Raw genomic sequence first — 16,225 nt, forward strand, 5'->3', positions numbered from 1 at the left:
AGGAGCCTGACATGCCTGCCGTTCTCTCTGCTTGTTGGCGCTATGTGCGCGCCTTCGTCATCATCTATGCGGCGCTTTACGCTGGAATGGGGATTTCTTCCCTGCTCCCGATAACCATTCCCGGCAGCATCATCGGCATGCTGCTGCTGTTTCTGTTGCTGGCGCTGCAAATCATGCCGGTTGAGTGGGTGAAACCCGGATGCCATTTACTGATCCGCTACATGGCGCTGCTGTTTGTGCCGATTAGTGTCGGCGTGATGGGCTATACCGATATTCTCACCGAGCAGTTTGGACCGATTGTGGTGTCGTGCATTGTCAGTACTTTTATGGTGCTGCTGATTGTGGGGCTCAGCGCAGAACGTTTGCAGCGCCCTCAGGAGAAGCCGAATGAGTGATGCATGGTGGTCGCTGCCGCTAACCGTGATCGCCTATTTTCTGGCGCGCAAACTGGCGGCGAAAATCAATATCTCCATCGTCAATCCATTGCTGGTGGCGATGGCGATGGTCATTCCGATTCTGCTGCTTACCAATCTGCCTTACACGCGCTATTTTGCCGGCAGCAGCCTGCTGAATCAGTTGCTGCAACCGGCGGTTGTCGCGCTGGCGTTGCCGCTGTATGAGCAGATGCATCAGATTCGTGCGCGCTGGAAAACCATCATCAGCGTCTGTTTCATCGGCAGCATTACGGCGATGGTGTCGGGTACCGCGATTGCGCTGTGGATGGGCGCAACGCCGGAAATCGCCGCTACCATTATGCCGAAATCTGTCACCACGCCGATTGCGATGGCGGTCTCCGCCTCGCTGCACGGTATTCCCGCTATCAGCGCTATCTGCGTGCTGATCGCCGGTGTGCTGGGTGCGGTGTTTGGTCATATGCTGCTTAATCTGTTTAAGGTGAAAAACAAATCTTCGCGCGGATTGGCGATTGGTAACGCTTCGCACGCGTTAGGCACCGCGCGCGCCGCCGAGATCGATTATCAGGAAGGTGCCTTCAGCTCACTGGCTTTGGTGATTTGCGGCATCATCACTTCGTTACTGGCACCGTTCCTTTTTCCGCTATTAATGCATTGGTGGGGCTGAAACTTGCGAGAGATCTCGCAAAGTTGAAACAACCCAATCAGCTTGCATTGTCAGAGCGACTTGGATCACATATAAAACCTCTGGCGGCGCATCGCCGCTAACGCGTAACTGAGGCCATCACATCATGCATTCACGATTCCTTACTGCTTTTTCTGCCCTGCCCGCTGCGCTGCAAGCTGCGATTCAGCCGCTGCTCGATGCGCCGGATTTCCATGGCGTATTGCGACCGCAGGATGTCGCGCAACTGAAACAGCTTACCGGTCTGGATGATGATGCGCTGGCGCTGGAACTGCTGCCGCTGGCGGCGAGCTGCGCGGTGGCAACCGTATCAAATTTTAATGTCGGCGCGATCTCACGCGGTGTCAGCGGCAACTGGTACTTCGGGGCCAACATGGAGTTCCTGCACACGCCGCTGCAGCAGACGGTGCACGCCGAGCAAAGTGCCATTACGCATGCCTGGCTGTGCGGTGAAGAGAAACTGGCGGCGATTACCGTCAATTACACGCCGTGCGGACATTGCCGTCAGTTTATGAACGAGCTGAACAGCGGCACGGCGATTCGCATCAGCCTGCCGGGACGCGCGGTTAGCACGCTGGGCGACTATTTGCCGGATGCGTTTGGTCCAGCCGATCTGAACATCACTGAACGTTTACTGACGCCGATCAATCATGGTTTTGCGCTTGCAGGCGATGCGTTGCAACAGGCTGCCATTACCGCCGCCAATCACAGTCACGCGCCTTATAGCCTGAGCTACAGCGGCGTGGCGTTGCGCAGCCAGAGCGGCAAGGTCTTTACCGGCCGCTATGCGGAAAACGCCGCCTTCAACCCAAGCTTGCCGCCGCTGCAGGCCGCACTGATTTTGATGAACATGAGCAACGAAGCGCTGGAGACTATTCAGCAAGCGGTTTTGGCAGAATGTCAGGACAGCACGCTGAGTCAGTTAGATGCGACACGCGCTACGCTTAAGGCGTTAGGATGTGAGGATTTCTCACTTACTTTAGTTTCGAAAACATCAGTTTAGTGATCCTTTTACCGCTTTTGTGACCTTCTGTTAACAAAAGCTGTACATCTGCAGGAATTTTCATAGGATCGGGCGCCAGAACCTCTTCACTTCAAGATGGACTGGCGTTACCTTTTCCCGGCGATACGTCAGAAAACACTGCAACCGGAGCAAGCACTGCATGGAACTCGACTACGAAAGTAAACGCCCGCTGTATATTCCTTATGCGGGTCCGATCCTGCTGGAATTTCCGCTGTTGAATAAAGGCAGCGCCTTCACCCTCGAAGAACGTAACGAATTTAACCTCAACGGCCTGCTACCGGAAGCGGTAGAAACCATCGAAGAGCAGGCAGAACGTGCCTGGCGCCAGTTCCTGGATTTCAAAAATAACAACGACAAGCATGTCTATCTGCGTAACATCCAGGATACCAACGAAACCCTGTTCTACCGCCTGCTCGACAATCATCTGGAAGAGATGATGCCGATTATCTACACCCCAACGGTCGGCGCCGCCTGTGAACACTTCTCTGAAATTTACCGTCGCGCGCGCGGCGTGTTCATCTCTTACAACAACCGCGACCGCATTGAAGACATGCTGCAGAACGCCACCAAGCAGAATGTAAAAGTGATCGTGGTGACCGATGGCGAACGTATTCTCGGTCTCGGCGATTTGGGTATCGGCGGCATGGGCATCCCAATCGGTAAGCTGTCGCTGTATACCGCGTGTGGCGGCATCAGTCCGGCTTACACCTTGCCGGTGGTACTGGATGTCGGCACCAACAACCAACAGTTGCTGAACGATCCGCTCTATATGGGCTGGCGTCATCCGCGTATCACTGGCGAAGAGTACGAAGAGTTCGTTAACGAGTTCATCCAGGCGGTGAATCGTCGCTGGCCGAACGTGCTGTTGCAGTTCGAAGACTTCGCGCAGAAAAACGCCATGCCGCTGCTGGAGCGCTATCGCGATGAGATCTGCTGCTTTAACGACGACATCCAGGGCACCGCCGCAGTGACCGTCGGCACTTTAATCGCCGCCAGCCGCGCTGCCGGCAGCCGCCTGTGCGAGCAGAAAGTGGTGTTCCTTGGTGCCGGTTCTGCCGGTTGTGGCATCGCCGAGCAGATTATCGCGCAGATGAAGTCGGAAGGTTTGAGCGATGATGAAGCGCGTGGCCGCGTGATGATGGTCGATCGCTTCGGTCTGCTGACTGACAAACTGCCAAATCTGCTCAATTTCCAGAGCAAGCTGGTGCAGAAGAGCGACAGCCTGAAAGATTGGGACACCAATAGCGACTCAATTTCTCTGCTCGACGTGGTGCGCAACGCCAAGCCAGATATTCTGATCGGCGTGTCAGGTCAACCTGGCCTGTTCACCGAAGAGATCATTCGCGAGATGCACAAGCACACCAAGCGTCCGATCGTTATGCCGCTGTCGAACCCGACGTCACGCGTGGAAGCAACGCCAGCCGACATCATCGCCTGGACTGACGGTGCCGCGCTGGTTGCCACCGGCAGCCCGTTCTCACCGGTCACCTGGAAAGGGAAAACCTATCCAATCGCCCAATGCAACAACTCCTATATCTTCCCTGGCATCGGTTTGGGTGTCATCGCTGCGGGCGCAAGTCGCGTGACGGATTCGATGCTGATGACCGCCAGCCGCGCACTGGCCGACTGTTCGCCGCTGGTCAACGACGGCGAAGGTCCGGTTCTGCCGGAGATCAAAGATATTCAGGGCGTGTCCAAGCTAATTGCCATTGAAGTGGGCAAAGCCGCGCAGCTGGCTGGCGTGGCGGTGGTGACCTCGGAAGATGTGCTGTCGAAAGCCGTCAGCAACAACTTCTGGCTGCCGCAGTACCGTAATTATCGTCGTACCTCGATTTAATCGAATTTATGGCCGGATCGCTTAGATCCGGCCATGCTTAAAAAAACGCCGCCCAACCGCCCTTAGCTTGCTTCCCCCGCCCGCCTCAAGTAGCCTTTATCCATTCTGAATTCTGCCAACCGAGTGCCCGCGCGCATGATTAAACGCGTTTTCTTTGGTCTGTTTTTCATCATCTTACTGATGGTGGCGACCGCGCTCGGCCTGGATCGCTGGATCAGCTGGAAAACCGCGCCCTTTATTTACGAAGATGTCACCTCGTTGCCGCACCGTCAGGTCGGCGTGGTCTTGGGCACCGCCAAGTATTACCGCACGGGCGTTATCAATCAGTATTACCTCTACCGCATTCAGGGCGCGTTGAACGCCTATAACAGCGGCAAGGTCAATTACCTGCTGCTGAGCGGTGACAATGCGCAGCAAAGCTATAACGAACCGATGACCATGCGCCGCGATTTGATTAAAGCGGGCGTCGCGCCGTCGGACATCGTGCTGGATTACGCTGGCTTCCGCACGCTGGATTCGATTGTGCGCACGCGCAAAGTGTTCGATACCAACGATTTCATCATCATTACCCAGCGCTTCCACTGCGAGCGTGCGCTGTATATCGCGCAGCATCTTGGGATTCAGGCGCAGTGTTATGCGGTGCCGTCGCCGAAAAACATGTTGTCGGTACGTTTCCGCGAAGTGGGTGCACGATTGGGTGCGCTGGCGGATTTGTATTTGATGAAGCGCGAGCCACGTTTCCTCGGCCCGCTAGTGCCGATTCCTGCGGTGCATGAAGTGCCAGAAGATGCGCAGAGTTATCCGGCGGTGACGCCAGAGCAGCTTTTAGAGTTGGAAGAGAAACTGCAGAAGTAAGTGGTACCGGTGCATTTTGTAGGGTCGCCATTTATCGCGACCGCCAATGTAAAAAGGGCCGCATTACGCGGCCCTCAGTTTGCTGTGTGATGTCTTATTTTTTACGTGCGTACTTCAGTGAATCCAGCGCCACGGCGAAGATAATGATGCCGCCCTTGATGATGTACTGCCAGTAAGGGTTAACGCCGATGTAGGTCAAACCGTAGTTGATCACGGTGAAGATGATGACACCGGTTACCACGCCCGCTACAGAACCCACGCCACCGGCAAACGACACGCCGCCGACCACACAAGCCGCAATCGCATCCAGCTCATACATAAATCCGAGGTTGTTGGTGGCGCTGCCGATACGGCCCGCTTCCAGCATCCCGCCGAACGCGTAGAACACGCCAGACAGTGCATACACCAGAATCAGGTTGAACGGTACGTTTACGCCAGACACTTTCGCCGCTTCCGGGTTACCACCGATAGCGAAGATGTTGCGGCCGAAGCGGGTTTTATTCCACAGCACCCAAACAAATACGATGGCAATCACGGCGTAGAAGGTGATGAATGACAGTTTGAAGTCACCGAAACGCAGGAAGCCTTGGGCAAATTTGGAGAAGCCAGGATCGAAACCGGCAATCGGCGATGCACCCACAAAGTCGTAATAGAGTGAGTTGATGCCGTAAACGATAATCATGGTGCCCAAGGTGGTGATAAATGGCGTTACCTTGAGGTAAGCAATGATCACACCGTTCACCAGACCAATCACGCCGCCGATGATGCACACGGTCAGGATAACTACCGGAATTGGCACGGTATCCAGATGCGGGAACACCTTGTTCGCGTTATCCATCGCCTGCAGCAGCGTGGCGGCAACCACCGCAGCTAAACCTACCTGACGACCCGCTGAAAGGTCCGTACCCTGGGTGACAATCAAACCGGCCACGCCCAATGCGATAATAATACGCACCGAGGATTGAGTCAGAATGTTACTCAGGTTCATTAAACTTAAGAACGTTGGATCCTGGAAAATAATAATTGCCAGCAGTACAAACAGGACAACGTAAATGCCGCCCTCTTTTAACCAGGTTAGCGCATTCTTTTTAGTAGTCGCTTTCATGTTAAAGCCCTTGCTTCATTAAAGGTGTAATGACGCTAAACGCAGGATTTCATTCTGCGAGGTCGTTTTGGTATCAACAATGCCTGCTACCTGGCCATTACTCATCACTAAAATACGATCGGTAATACCCAACAGTTCTGGCATTTCAGAAGAGATAATAATGATGCCCTTCTCTTTCTTCGCCAACTCAGCAATGAGTTGGTAGATTTCGAATTTCGCGCCAACATCAATCCCGCGCGTTGGTTCATCCAGCATCAATATTTCCGGCTGCGTTAATAACCAGCGACCAATGATCACTTTTTGTTGGTTACCACCGGAAAGCGAACCAATTTGAGTATGATGACCCGGCGTTTTCACACGCATCGAATCAATAACCCATTGGGTATCGCTTTTCATGCGTTTATTATCGAGCAGTCCCATGCTGGATTTATACTTTTTGATATTGGAGATAAGCGAGTTAAAGCCAATATCCAGATACGCATAAATACCGGTGGAACGACGCTCTTCCGTCACCAGCGCAAAACCGTGGTTAATGGCTTCGTTGGCGCTATGGTTGTTAATCGCCTTGCCGTGCAATTTAATCGTGCCGCCCGACTTTTCGCGAATCCCAAACAGGGTTTCGACGATGTCGGTACGCTTGGCTCCCACCAAACCGGCAATACCAAGAATTTCACCTTTACGCAGATCGAACGAGATATCACGAATCGAAGGCTGACGCAGTGAGGTTAAATGACGCACCTCAAGAATGGTTTCCCCCGGCACGTTGGTCTTGTCTGGGAAACGCTGGTTCAATGAACGGCCAACCATCATCGAGATGATCTTGTCCATATCCAGCCCTTCCAGCGGCTGAGTGGCGATCCACTGCCCATCACGCAAAATGGTGATCTCATCGCACAGCTGGAATATCTCTTCCATCTTATGCGAGATATAGACAATGCCGCAGCCGCGATCTTTCAGCTTACGAATAATAGTGAACAAGTGATTCACTTCTTTTTCGGTCAGCGATGATGTCGGCTCATCCATAATGACGATTTTGGCGTCATAGGAGAAAGCTTTGGCGATTTCGATCATCTGCATCTGCGAGACAGATAAGGTGGCGACTTTATCGCGCGGATCGATATCAATATCTAATTCATCAAAGATCGCTTTGGTATCGCGATACATTTTATCCTGATCGACAAATACGCCTTTACGTGGATAACGGCCAAGCCACATGTTATCCATGACGTTGCGCTGCAGAACCAGGTTTAATTCCTGATGCACCATTGAAACGCCATTTTCCAGCGCCTCTTTGGAGCTCTTATAATCAATTTCCTCACCCTGAAACAGGATGCTCCCCGTATCCTTTTTATAAATCCCAAACAGACATTTTAATAATGTAGATTTCCCGGCGCCGTTTTCTCCCATTAATGCATGAACGGAGTGCGGCCGCACTTTTAAATTCACATTATCTAAGGCTTTAACCCCTGGAAATGATTTCGAGACATTCGTCATCTCCAGCAGATATTCACGCTGTGTGGTCGGATTCTCACTGGCCATAATTTACCTGGCTAAATAAAGCGTTGGTCAGATGCAATAAGGCGCGGCGAAACGCCGCGCCCAGGATGAATTACTTCACAAACTGCGACAGATTTTCTTTATCTACTGGTACGTAAGGAACACGTACGATTTTGTTTTCCATCTTGAAGTTAGTGCCAGCGGTTGGCTCTTTGCCATTGGCCAGATTGTTAGCAATATCCAGCGTCGCTTTTGCCTGGTTTTCCGCATCGTTCAACACGGTACCGGCCAGGGCGCCTGATTTCACCAGCGCCAGCGCTTCTGGCAGTGCATCGACACCAAACACTGGAATGCTGGTTTTATTGTGCGCTTTCAGCGCTTCAACCGCACCCATCGCCATCGCATCGTTGTTGGCGATGATCACTTCAATCTTGTCGGCGTTCGGGCCAGAGAGCCAGGCGTCAACTTTGTCTTTTGCCTGTGCGGTATCCCACATCGCGGTATCCATCGCCAGCTGCTGCGTTTTCAGACCGTCTTTGTTCAGGGTATCGATCACGTATTTGGTACGCGCTTCAGCATCTGGATGGCCCGGCTCGCCTTTCAGCAGCACGAACTGAATCGTACCGTCTTTGTTCAGATCCCACGCTGGCGTGGCTTTCCAGTGCTTCTCGATCAGCTGCCCCTGGATGATGCCAGACTCTTTAGAGTCGGTACCGACGTAGTAGGCTTTTGGATAGCTGGCCAGCACTTTGGCGTTAGGTTCTTTGTTGAAGAACACCACCGGCACATCGTTGCCGCGCGCTTTATCAATCACCACTGCCGCAGCAGCCGGATCCACCAGGTTGATAGCCAGCGCTTTCACGCCTTTTGCCATCAGCACGTCAATCTGGTCGTTCTGTTTGGACTGGTCGTTCTGTGAGTCGTTCATCAGCAGCTGAATGCCGCCCAATGATTTCGCTTCTTTCTCAATGTCCTTACGCACCATCGACATGAAGTTGTCGTCGTATTTGTAAATCGTCACGCCAATGCGGGTATCGGCGGCGTGCGCAGTTGCACCAAACATCATGCTGGCAACCAGTGCTGTGAGCGTGAAAACCTTCTTATTCATGGTATCTCCGGTTTTTTATGTAGGGCATTTCATTGCGCTATTTGCCTGCGGGCAAACAGCGCCGTCGGTTGTAAACCTGATAATGGGCGGACGCGTAACGCAAAGCCGGGCCACCATCGCAATCCTGACTTCCCTGTAGGTAAACGCTTCCTGAAGAGTGTTGTGAACTATTTCAATCGGCTACTGAAACCTGCTGGGAAGAGGATTTCTCAGCGTTACATGATGTTTCAGTCCGGTAAGACGCTGCCATCATAGTGAGCGGCATGTTAATTAACTGTGAATGCAATCACAGATTGGAAACGGTTACACTGAGCTATCGCCTGAATTAGTGACCGACTCCACAATTTGCCGTTGGGCGACAGAATGGCGACGTACCAGCGTGGGCATAAAGCAGTGTGATGCATTGATATCCAGCTCGCCAGCAGCACCTTTGAGTGCCAGCTCAGTGGCAAGTTTTGCCATAGAAACAATAGGATAACGGACCGTAGTTAACTGCGGATCGGTATAACGTGAGATGGGAATATCATCGAAGCCAATGACAGAGAAATGCTGTGGAACCTGGATGCCGTTATCCTTCAAAGCGGTCAACGCACCCGCTGCCATGCCGTCATTGTAGGAAAACACCGCTGTTAAATGTAAGTTACGACCCAGTAATTCCACCATCGCTGCTTCGCCGCCTTGCATGTCAGGTTCAGCGTGGGCAATCCATGACTCCTGAGGACGAATTCCCTGCTCTGACAAGGCCTGCAGCCAACCTTCGCGGCGCTGCGTCACATCCTCAATCGGATGACTGGAGCTGAGAAAGCCAATGCGTTGATGTCCCTGTTGTAACAACATACGCGTCGCTACCTGCGCGCCGGTGACGTTATCCAGGCAAACGCAGCGGTGTTCATAACCGGGAATTGTACGGTTAATCAATACCATACCAGGAACCTGATCCATAAATTGCGTCAGTTCAGCGTCTGAAAGCGTTTTCGCGTGCACCACCAATGCGTTGCAGCGTTGACGTATCAGCACCTCAATTGCGTGACGTTCTTTCTCTTCCTGATGCCAGGAGTTACTGATTAACACGTGTTTATGCACGCGCTGCGCCACGGTATCGACCGCTTTCACCAGCGCGCCAAAGAAGGGATCGGAAACATCCATCACCACCACGCCAATGGTGTCACTGATTTGCGTGGCCAGCGCCTGCGCGTTGGCGTTCGGGCGATAGCCTAACGCGTCAACGGCGGCCAGCACGGCTTCACGGGTATCGGCGGTGACTGCACTGCTGTTATTGAGCACACGCGACACGGTGGCTACTGACACACCGGCCTGACGGGCGACATCACGAATCGTTATCATGCAGCTGTTCCACAGAGGCTGAAAATGCGCGACAAGCGCGTAACGGCGCTATTCTGTCAGGGCATCTGCAACGACTACGTGAATCACGTCACATCAATGAAAACGGTTACATACAATTCTGCAACCTTTGTGATGAACATCATTATCTGAGTGAGGAGGAAGGGTCAGGTTTTCCAGCGGCCAGACGCGTCAGTTTGCGCCACATCCACTCCATTGGCCCCTGCGGAAAGACGCGCAGCCACAGCACGGAAAACAGGATGTTAACCAGCCAGATAGCCGGTACAAAGGCCAGCAAGTGCAGGCGATCAAACTTGAGGAACAGGTTGAAGCGGTAGAACAGCGTGGTGCAAATCAGCGTCTGTAACAGGTAATTGCTCAATGCCATGCGGCCAACGCATTGAATGGCGTAACTGATGCGCGTTGACGCAATTTGCGGCCAGAATCCCAGGCAAAGTGCGGCGTAACCGAGGCTGATAAATGGGCTGGCGAGATCGCGCGGCACCTGCAGGAAGAAGCCGGTCCAGCGGAATTCCCAGCCAATCATCCACTGCGCGGCGATGCCGGGAATGGCGATCAGCCAGCCGATGGTCAGCAGCAGCGCCGCCGAACGACGATAGTGCTGCACGCTGAATTGCCCGCTCAGCCAGCCGCTGCGCATCAATGCCGCTCCAATCAGCATCAACCCCGCCAGCTGCCAGCCATATTGTGACGCCAGCGCCATTAAGCCGGACGACAGGTGATCCAGCCGATTCTGCACCGCTTCCCAACCGCCGAGCAGTTTCCAGTAGCTTTCATATTGCAGATCCGCTGCACCCGGCAGCCAGGAATTCGTTGGATTGGGACTGGAAATTAAGCCGAATACCACCAAAACGCCACAGCCGACCAAATAGAGTAATGCGCCGGTTTGTAACAACGCACGGTCGGACGGCACATCACGCAGCATGCGCCAGATAATCAGCCCAATCAGGCCGTAATCCAGCAGGATATCGCCTTCCCAGAAAAAGATGCCGTGAATGAAACCGAGCAGTACCAGCAGCGTCAGACGCGCCGACATCCAGCGGCTGCCGCGCGGCGCCTGCATGTAAAGACCGGCGCCAAACAGCAAGGCAAACAGCGTGAGGAATTTTAGCTGCGCCAGGCCATCCATGATCGCCCATGTCCAGGCATCTGATGTTGAAGCCTCTCCGCGCCACGCCGGGTTGAGATAGGCCGCCGATGGCAACGCAAAGCCGACAATGTTAAGCAGCAGGATGCCGAGGATGGCGCAACCACGAATGAAATCCAGCGCGAGATAGCGTTGCATCGAGTGCCCTGACGGAGAGAGGAAATCGGGCGACACGCTGCCGCCCAAACAGATTAGCTGTGGCGAACCGCGCGCAAAAACTCCTGACGCGTGTTCTGGCTGGATTTGAACAAGCCGCCCAGCGAGGTGGTGGTAGTGGCGCTGGTGGCATCTTTCACGCCACGCGCTTTCACGCAGTAATGCACCGCATCAATCGATACCGCAACGTTATTGGTGCCCAGCAGTGTTTGTAGCGCCACCAGCACTTGCTGCGTCAGGCGCTCTTGCACCTGCGGACGCTGGGCGAAGAACTGCACGATACGGTTGATTTTCGACAGGCCAATTACTTTCTCTTTTGGGATATACGCCACGGTGGCTTTGCCATCGATAATCACAAAGTGGTGTTCGCAGGTGCTGGTCAGCGTGATATCGCGCACGGTGACCATCTCATCCACTTTCATCTTGTTTTCGATGACGGTGATTTTCGGGAAGTTGGCGTAATCCAGACCTGAGAAAATCTCATCCACATACATCTTGGCGATGCGATGCGGCGTCTCCATCAGGCTGTCATCTTCCAGATCCAGGTTCAGCAGCTGCATGATTTGCGTCATGTGGCCGGCAATTTCGCGTTTACGTGCGTCGTCATCCATTTCACGCACCGGGGCGCGTAGCGGCGTTTCCAGACCACGCGCCAACAGCGCTTCGTGAACCAGGGCGGCTTCCTGACTTAAGATACTCATTTACTCTTCTCCGGCAGGTGATGCGCCCGCGGGTCTTCACCCACGGGGGAAATTCTGAGCGCGTATTGTGAAATACTCCGCGCCCTTAATCCAGTAATCATTCCGATAAGCTTTTCATCACTTACCGCGACGTAAAACCAGCATCCCGGCAACGATTAAGCTGGCGCCCGCTACCCACAGCGCCGGTTCCAGTTGATGCCACAGCATGCTGGAAATCCACGACAGCAGTGGACCGGCCAACTGCCCGACCGCATATCCGGTAGTAAGCAAACCGGCAAGGTAGCGCGCATGCTGCGGTGCCAGCTCACGCCCATATTGCAGCGTCAGTTGCACTACGCACAGGAAGCCACCACCAATCAATGCCGCACCCAGCATCAGGCCATTTAACCCCGGCAGCACAATCGCGGCGATGACGCCCAATGCCTGCGCCCACAGCACCATCGCTAAACGCGCATGGCTGCTGCCCCAGTGACGCGTCAGGATGCCTAACACGATGCCGATCACCGCCGCGCCGCCAAACACCGGCCAGACAAACTGGGCAAAGGCGCTATCAGGAAAACGCGCCGCCGCCATTTGCGACAAAAAGGTGGCGGGCAGAATGTAGCCAAATCCGGCAAGGCTGTAGCTCAGCACCAAGCGCTTAAGATCGCCATTCAATACCAACGGTGATGCAGCTTGATCGGGACGATGCAATTGGCCGGTACGCGGCAGAAAACGCGCAATTGCGGCAATCAACAACAGTGCCAGCAAGCCGTACGCCGCCCACGCAAAGGCCGCACTGACGCCGCTGGCATGTAGCGCCACGGCCAGCATGCCGCTGATAAAGATGCCGGTGCCGGGACCAGCAAACACCGCTGCCAGCAAGCCCGGACGGCCATGATGATGCAGCTGATCGCTGGCCCATGCCGCCAGCAACACCATGGCCCAGCCGCTGGCCCAGCCAATCAGGAAACGAATCAGGCCATGTAACCACGGACCGCTGACGCAGGCCGACAGCAGCGTTAATATCACCGCGCCCCACACGCCCGCCTGTAAGCGCCACTCGACGCGTTTGCGCGCACGCATCGCATCAAAAGAGCCAAACAGATAACCGAGATAGTTGAGTGCTGCCACCAGGCTGGCGCTGGTGAGCGTCAATTGATGGTCATGAATCATCAGCGGAACCTGCGGCGTGAAAGCAAAACGCCCAATCCCCATCGCAACCACTAAACTTAAGAACGCGCTAAGCGCGACACGAAACGCCATACCGACCTCAGGATGTTTTATCACTTGTCACTAGCATGCATGACGTTTAAACTCACGGAAAGTGAATAATACTAACCAAGTTGTTTACGAGAAGAGAATATGGATTTAGTACAGCTCCGCATGTTTTGCTCCGTAGCCGAATCCGGTTCGCTGGCGCGTGCCGCCGAGCAACTCCATCGCGTACCTTCCAATCTCACCACGCGTCTGCGCCAGCTGGAAGATGAAATTGGCGTTGATCTGTTTATTCGTGAGAAGCAACGCATTCGTTTGTCGCCAATGGGCCACAATTTCCTCAACTATGCGCAGCGCATCCTGGCGCTGAGCGATGAAGCGCTAAATATGGCGCGCGCCGGTGAACCGGGCGGTAATTTCGCGCTCGGTTCAATGGAGAGCACCGCCGCGACGCGGTTGCCCGCGCTGTTGGCGGCCTATCACCAGCGTTTTCCCGCCGTGGAACTGTCGCTGATCACTAATACCTCCGGTGAAATCATCGACAAGGTGCGTGAAGGTACGCTGGCTGCCGCGCTGGTTGATGGCCCGGTGGCGCACGACGATCTCAACGGCTGCATTGCCTTTAACGAGCAGATGGTGCTGATCACCAGCCCGGAACATGCGCCGATTGCCAGCGCGCGCGATGTGCAAGGCGACACGCTGTTTGCTTTCCGCAATAGCTGTTCCTACCGCACCAAGCTGGAAGCCTGGTATCGCGAAAGCCAGACCGCACCAAGCAGCGTGATGGAGATTCAGTCCTATCACGCGATGGTGGCTTGCGTCGCCGGTGGCGCGGGCGTGGCAATGATTCCCGCCTCGGTGCTGGCGCAAATGCCGGCGCGCGCACGCGTGCAGGAGCATGCGTTACCGCCCGCTTACCGCGATACCGCCACCTGGCTGATGTGGCGACGCGATGCGTTTACTCCCAACGTGGAAGCGCTGAAGTATTTGATTATTGAACTGTTTGACGATCGCCCGGTTAACGACGAATTGCGGCATCCGCTGCACGCTGCCGAGTGAATTTCTGTTTTATCGACATCACGACCATCGGGGCTTTGGTCCCGCATCTACAGGAAGAGGGATTGCATGAACATGATTAAAACCCGCGCCGCCGTTGCCTGGGCAGCTGGCGAACCGCTGAAAATCGAAGAAGTGGATCTGATGCCACCGCAAAAAGGTGAAGTGCTGGTGCGCATCGTGGCCACCGGCGTGTGCCACACCGATGCTTACACCTTGTCTGGACAAGATCCGGAAGGTGTATTCCCGGCGATCCTCGGCCACGAAGGCGGCGGCGTGGTAGAAGCGGTCGGTGAAGGCGTGACCAGCGTGGCCGTCGGCGACCACGTGATTCCGCTTTACACCCCAGAATGCGGCAAGTGTAAGTTCTGTCTCTCTGGCAAAACCAACCTGTGTCAGGCAATTCGCGCCACCCAGGGCAAAGGTTTGATGCCAGACGGCACCACCCGCTTCTTCAAAGACGGCAAGCCGATTTTCCACTACATGGGCACTTCAACCTTTTCTGAATACACCGTGGTACCGGAAATCTCGCTGGCGGTGATCAGCAAAGAAGCGCCACTGGAAGAAGTGTGCCTGCTGGGCTGCGGCGTCACCACCGGCATGGGCGCGGTGATGAATACCGCTAAAGTGAAAGAAGGCGATACCGTGGCGATCTTCGGTCTCGGCGGCATTGGTTTGTCAGCGATCATTGGCGCGAAAATGGCGAAGGCCGGCCGCATCATCGGTATCGATCTCAACACCAGCAAATTCGATCTGGCGCGCAAACTGGGTGCAACCGATCTGATCAACCCGAAAGATCACGATAAGCCGATTCAGGATGTGATCGTTGAACTCACCGACGGCGGCGTCGATTTCTCCTTCGAGTGCATCGGAAACGTCAACGTGATGCGTTCGGCGCTGGAGTGCTGCCACAAAGGTTGGGGCGAATCAGTGATCATCGGCGTTGCTGGCGCGGGCCAGGAGATTTCTACCCGTCCATTCCAGCTGGTGACCGGTCGCGTATGGCGTGGTTCCGCGTTTGGTGGCGTGAAAGGCCGCTCACAGCTGCCGGGCATCGTGCAGGATTATCTCGACGGTAAATTCGCGCTTAACGATTTCATCACCCACAAACTGCCGCTGGAAGAGATTAACGACGCCTTTGATCTGATGCATGAAGGGAAATCAATTCGTACGGTGGTGCATTTTACTAAGTAATCAGGAGACGTTATGGCTTCCACTTTGGAGCTGTTAGAAGAGCATCGCATTTTTGGTGGCTGGCAGCAGCGCTGGCGCCACCAGTCGGCGGTGCTGAACTGTCCGATGACCTTCAGCATTTTTCTGCCGCCGCCGCAGAGTGACGCGCCGCCGCCGGTGGTGTGGTTTTTCGCTGGGTTGACCTGCAGCGATGAGAACTTCACTACCAAAGCCGGCGCACAGCGCGTTGCCGCTGAGCTGGGTTTGGTGCTGATTATGCCGGACACCAGCCCGCGCGGTGACGAGGTGGCGAACGACAGCGGTTACGATCTCGGCCAGGGCGCAGGTTTCTACCTCAACGCCACGCAGCAGCCGTGGGCGGCGAACTTCCGCATGTTCGATTACCTCAGCAGCGAGTTGCCGGAGCTGGTGGCGGATAACTTCAAGCTGAGCGATCGTCAGTCGGTGATGGGGCATTCGATGGGCGGGCACGGTGCGCTGGTGCTGGCACTGCGTCTCGGCGGGCGTTTTGCGTCTGCTTCGGCTTTCGCGCCGATCGTCAATCCGACTGAAGTGCCGTGGGGCCAGAAGGCCTTTGCCGCTTACTTGGGTGAAGATCGTCAGACGTGGCGTGAATGGGATAGCTGCCTGTTGATGCGTGACGTGGAACAGCGCTTGCCGATTTTGATTGATCAAGGGGATAGCGACCAGTTCCTCGCCGATCAGCTGCGTCCAGAGCGACTGGAAGCCGTAGCGCGTGAGCAAGGTTTCCCGCTGGAGTTACGCATTCAGCCGGGTTACGACCATAGCTACTTCTTTATCGCCAGCTTCGTGGAAGACCATCTGCGTTTCCACGCGAAGCATTTGTTGGTGTAACGAGGTCGCCATAAATGGCGACCCTACGTATGG

At 54.8% G+C, this 16,225-nt stretch carries 15 protein-coding genes; 8 read left to right on the forward strand and 7 right to left on the reverse strand.

The genetic code is table 11. From position 1 onward, the window contains the following. Nucleotides 1-11: 11 nt before the first annotated feature. From NR302_RS12585 to sanA, 5 genes are all read left to right on the forward strand, one after another. A complete protein-coding gene (locus NR302_RS12585) occupies nucleotides 12-395 on the forward strand; it encodes a CidA/LrgA family protein (protein WP_258143635.1) in 384 nt (127 codons plus the stop codon). Beyond that, nucleotides 388-1,080, forward strand: coding sequence for a CidB/LrgB family autolysis modulator (locus tag NR302_RS12590; RefSeq protein ID WP_258143636.1), 693 nt, complete (start codon nucleotides 388-390; stop codon nucleotides 1,078-1,080). Before NR302_RS12585 ends, NR302_RS12590 begins: the two co-directional genes overlap by 8 nt. A 124-nt stretch (nucleotides 1,081-1,204) precedes the next feature. Then, the gene (gene cdd, locus NR302_RS12595) at nucleotides 1,205-2,101 is read left to right on the forward strand and encodes a cytidine deaminase (protein WP_258143637.1); all 897 of its coding nucleotides are present in this window, start codon (nucleotides 1,205-1,207) and stop codon (nucleotides 2,099-2,101) included. 160 nt (nucleotides 2,102-2,261) lie between these two features. After that, on the forward strand, nucleotides 2,262-3,959 hold the full coding sequence (locus tag NR302_RS12600; protein WP_008104950.1) for an NAD-dependent malic enzyme: 1,698 nt from the start codon (nucleotides 2,262-2,264) through the stop codon (nucleotides 3,957-3,959). Nucleotides 3,960-4,094: 135 nt separating this feature from the next. Continuing rightward, nucleotides 4,095-4,814, forward strand: a complete 720-nt coding sequence (sanA, locus tag NR302_RS12605; RefSeq protein WP_008104952.1) for an outer membrane permeability protein SanA — start codon at nucleotides 4,095-4,097, stop codon at nucleotides 4,812-4,814. A 94-nt stretch (nucleotides 4,815-4,908) separates the two neighbouring features. On the opposite strand, the gene mglC is transcribed toward sanA, so the two are convergent. The 7 genes from mglC to NR302_RS12640 all read right to left on the reverse strand — a co-directional run bounded on the left by mglC (nucleotide 4,909) and on the right by NR302_RS12640 (nucleotide 13,135). Beyond that, nucleotides 4,909-5,919 (reverse strand): galactose/methyl galactoside ABC transporter permease MglC, encoded by a 1,011-nt coding sequence (gene mglC / locus NR302_RS12610; RefSeq protein WP_007889502.1) that lies wholly within the window; start codon nucleotides 5,917-5,919, stop codon nucleotides 4,909-4,911. An 18-nt stretch (nucleotides 5,920-5,937) separates the two neighbouring features. Beyond that, complete coding sequence (gene mglA / locus NR302_RS12615; protein WP_008104954.1) at nucleotides 5,938-7,458, reverse strand: galactose/methyl galactoside ABC transporter ATP-binding protein MglA; 1,521 nt, start codon at nucleotides 7,456-7,458, stop codon at nucleotides 5,938-5,940. Nucleotides 7,459-7,528: 70 nt separating this feature from the next. Next, nucleotides 7,529-8,524, reverse strand: a complete 996-nt coding sequence (mglB, locus tag NR302_RS12620; protein WP_008104956.1) for a galactose/glucose ABC transporter substrate-binding protein MglB — start codon at nucleotides 8,522-8,524, stop codon at nucleotides 7,529-7,531. Between the two features lie 303 nt (nucleotides 8,525-8,827). After that, nucleotides 8,828-9,868 (reverse strand): HTH-type transcriptional regulator GalS, encoded by a 1,041-nt coding sequence (gene galS, locus NR302_RS12625; RefSeq protein WP_008104959.1) that lies wholly within the window; start codon nucleotides 9,866-9,868, stop codon nucleotides 8,828-8,830. A gap of 142 nt (nucleotides 9,869-10,010) precedes the next feature. Further along, complete coding sequence (gene yeiB, locus NR302_RS12630) at nucleotides 10,011-11,171, reverse strand: DUF418 domain-containing protein YeiB (RefSeq protein ID WP_154190252.1); 1,161 nt, start codon at nucleotides 11,169-11,171, stop codon at nucleotides 10,011-10,013. A gap of 53 nt (nucleotides 11,172-11,224) precedes the next feature. After that, nucleotides 11,225-11,890: a GTP cyclohydrolase I FolE gene (folE, locus tag NR302_RS12635; RefSeq protein WP_008104975.1), complete on the reverse strand. Its 666-nt coding sequence runs from the start codon at nucleotides 11,888-11,890 to the stop codon at nucleotides 11,225-11,227. Between the two features lie 117 nt (nucleotides 11,891-12,007). Continuing rightward, a complete protein-coding gene (locus tag NR302_RS12640; RefSeq protein WP_258143638.1) occupies nucleotides 12,008-13,135 on the reverse strand; it encodes an MFS transporter in 1,128 nt (375 codons plus the stop codon). Between the two features lie 99 nt (nucleotides 13,136-13,234). Between NR302_RS12640 and NR302_RS12645 the strand changes: the two genes are divergently transcribed. From NR302_RS12645 to fghA, 3 genes are all read left to right on the forward strand, one after another. Continuing rightward, nucleotides 13,235-14,146 carry a LysR family transcriptional regulator gene (locus tag NR302_RS12645; RefSeq protein WP_061717793.1) on the forward strand — a complete coding sequence of 304 codons (912 nt, stop codon included), beginning with the start codon at nucleotides 13,235-13,237 and terminating at the stop codon, nucleotides 14,144-14,146. Between the two features lie 66 nt (nucleotides 14,147-14,212). After that, complete coding sequence (locus tag NR302_RS12650) at nucleotides 14,213-15,337, forward strand: S-(hydroxymethyl)glutathione dehydrogenase/class III alcohol dehydrogenase (protein ID WP_008104982.1); 1,125 nt, start codon at nucleotides 14,213-14,215, stop codon at nucleotides 15,335-15,337. 12 nt (nucleotides 15,338-15,349) lie between these two features. Continuing rightward, nucleotides 15,350-16,192, forward strand: coding sequence for an S-formylglutathione hydrolase (gene fghA, locus NR302_RS12655; protein WP_258143639.1), 843 nt, complete (start codon nucleotides 15,350-15,352; stop codon nucleotides 16,190-16,192). The last annotated feature ends 33 nt before the right edge of the window (nucleotides 16,193-16,225 follow it).

The sequence above is a fragment of the Pantoea sp. SOD02 genome, assembly GCF_024707505.1.
Classification (GTDB): domain Bacteria; phylum Pseudomonadota; class Gammaproteobacteria; order Enterobacterales; family Enterobacteriaceae; genus Pantoea; species Pantoea symbiotica.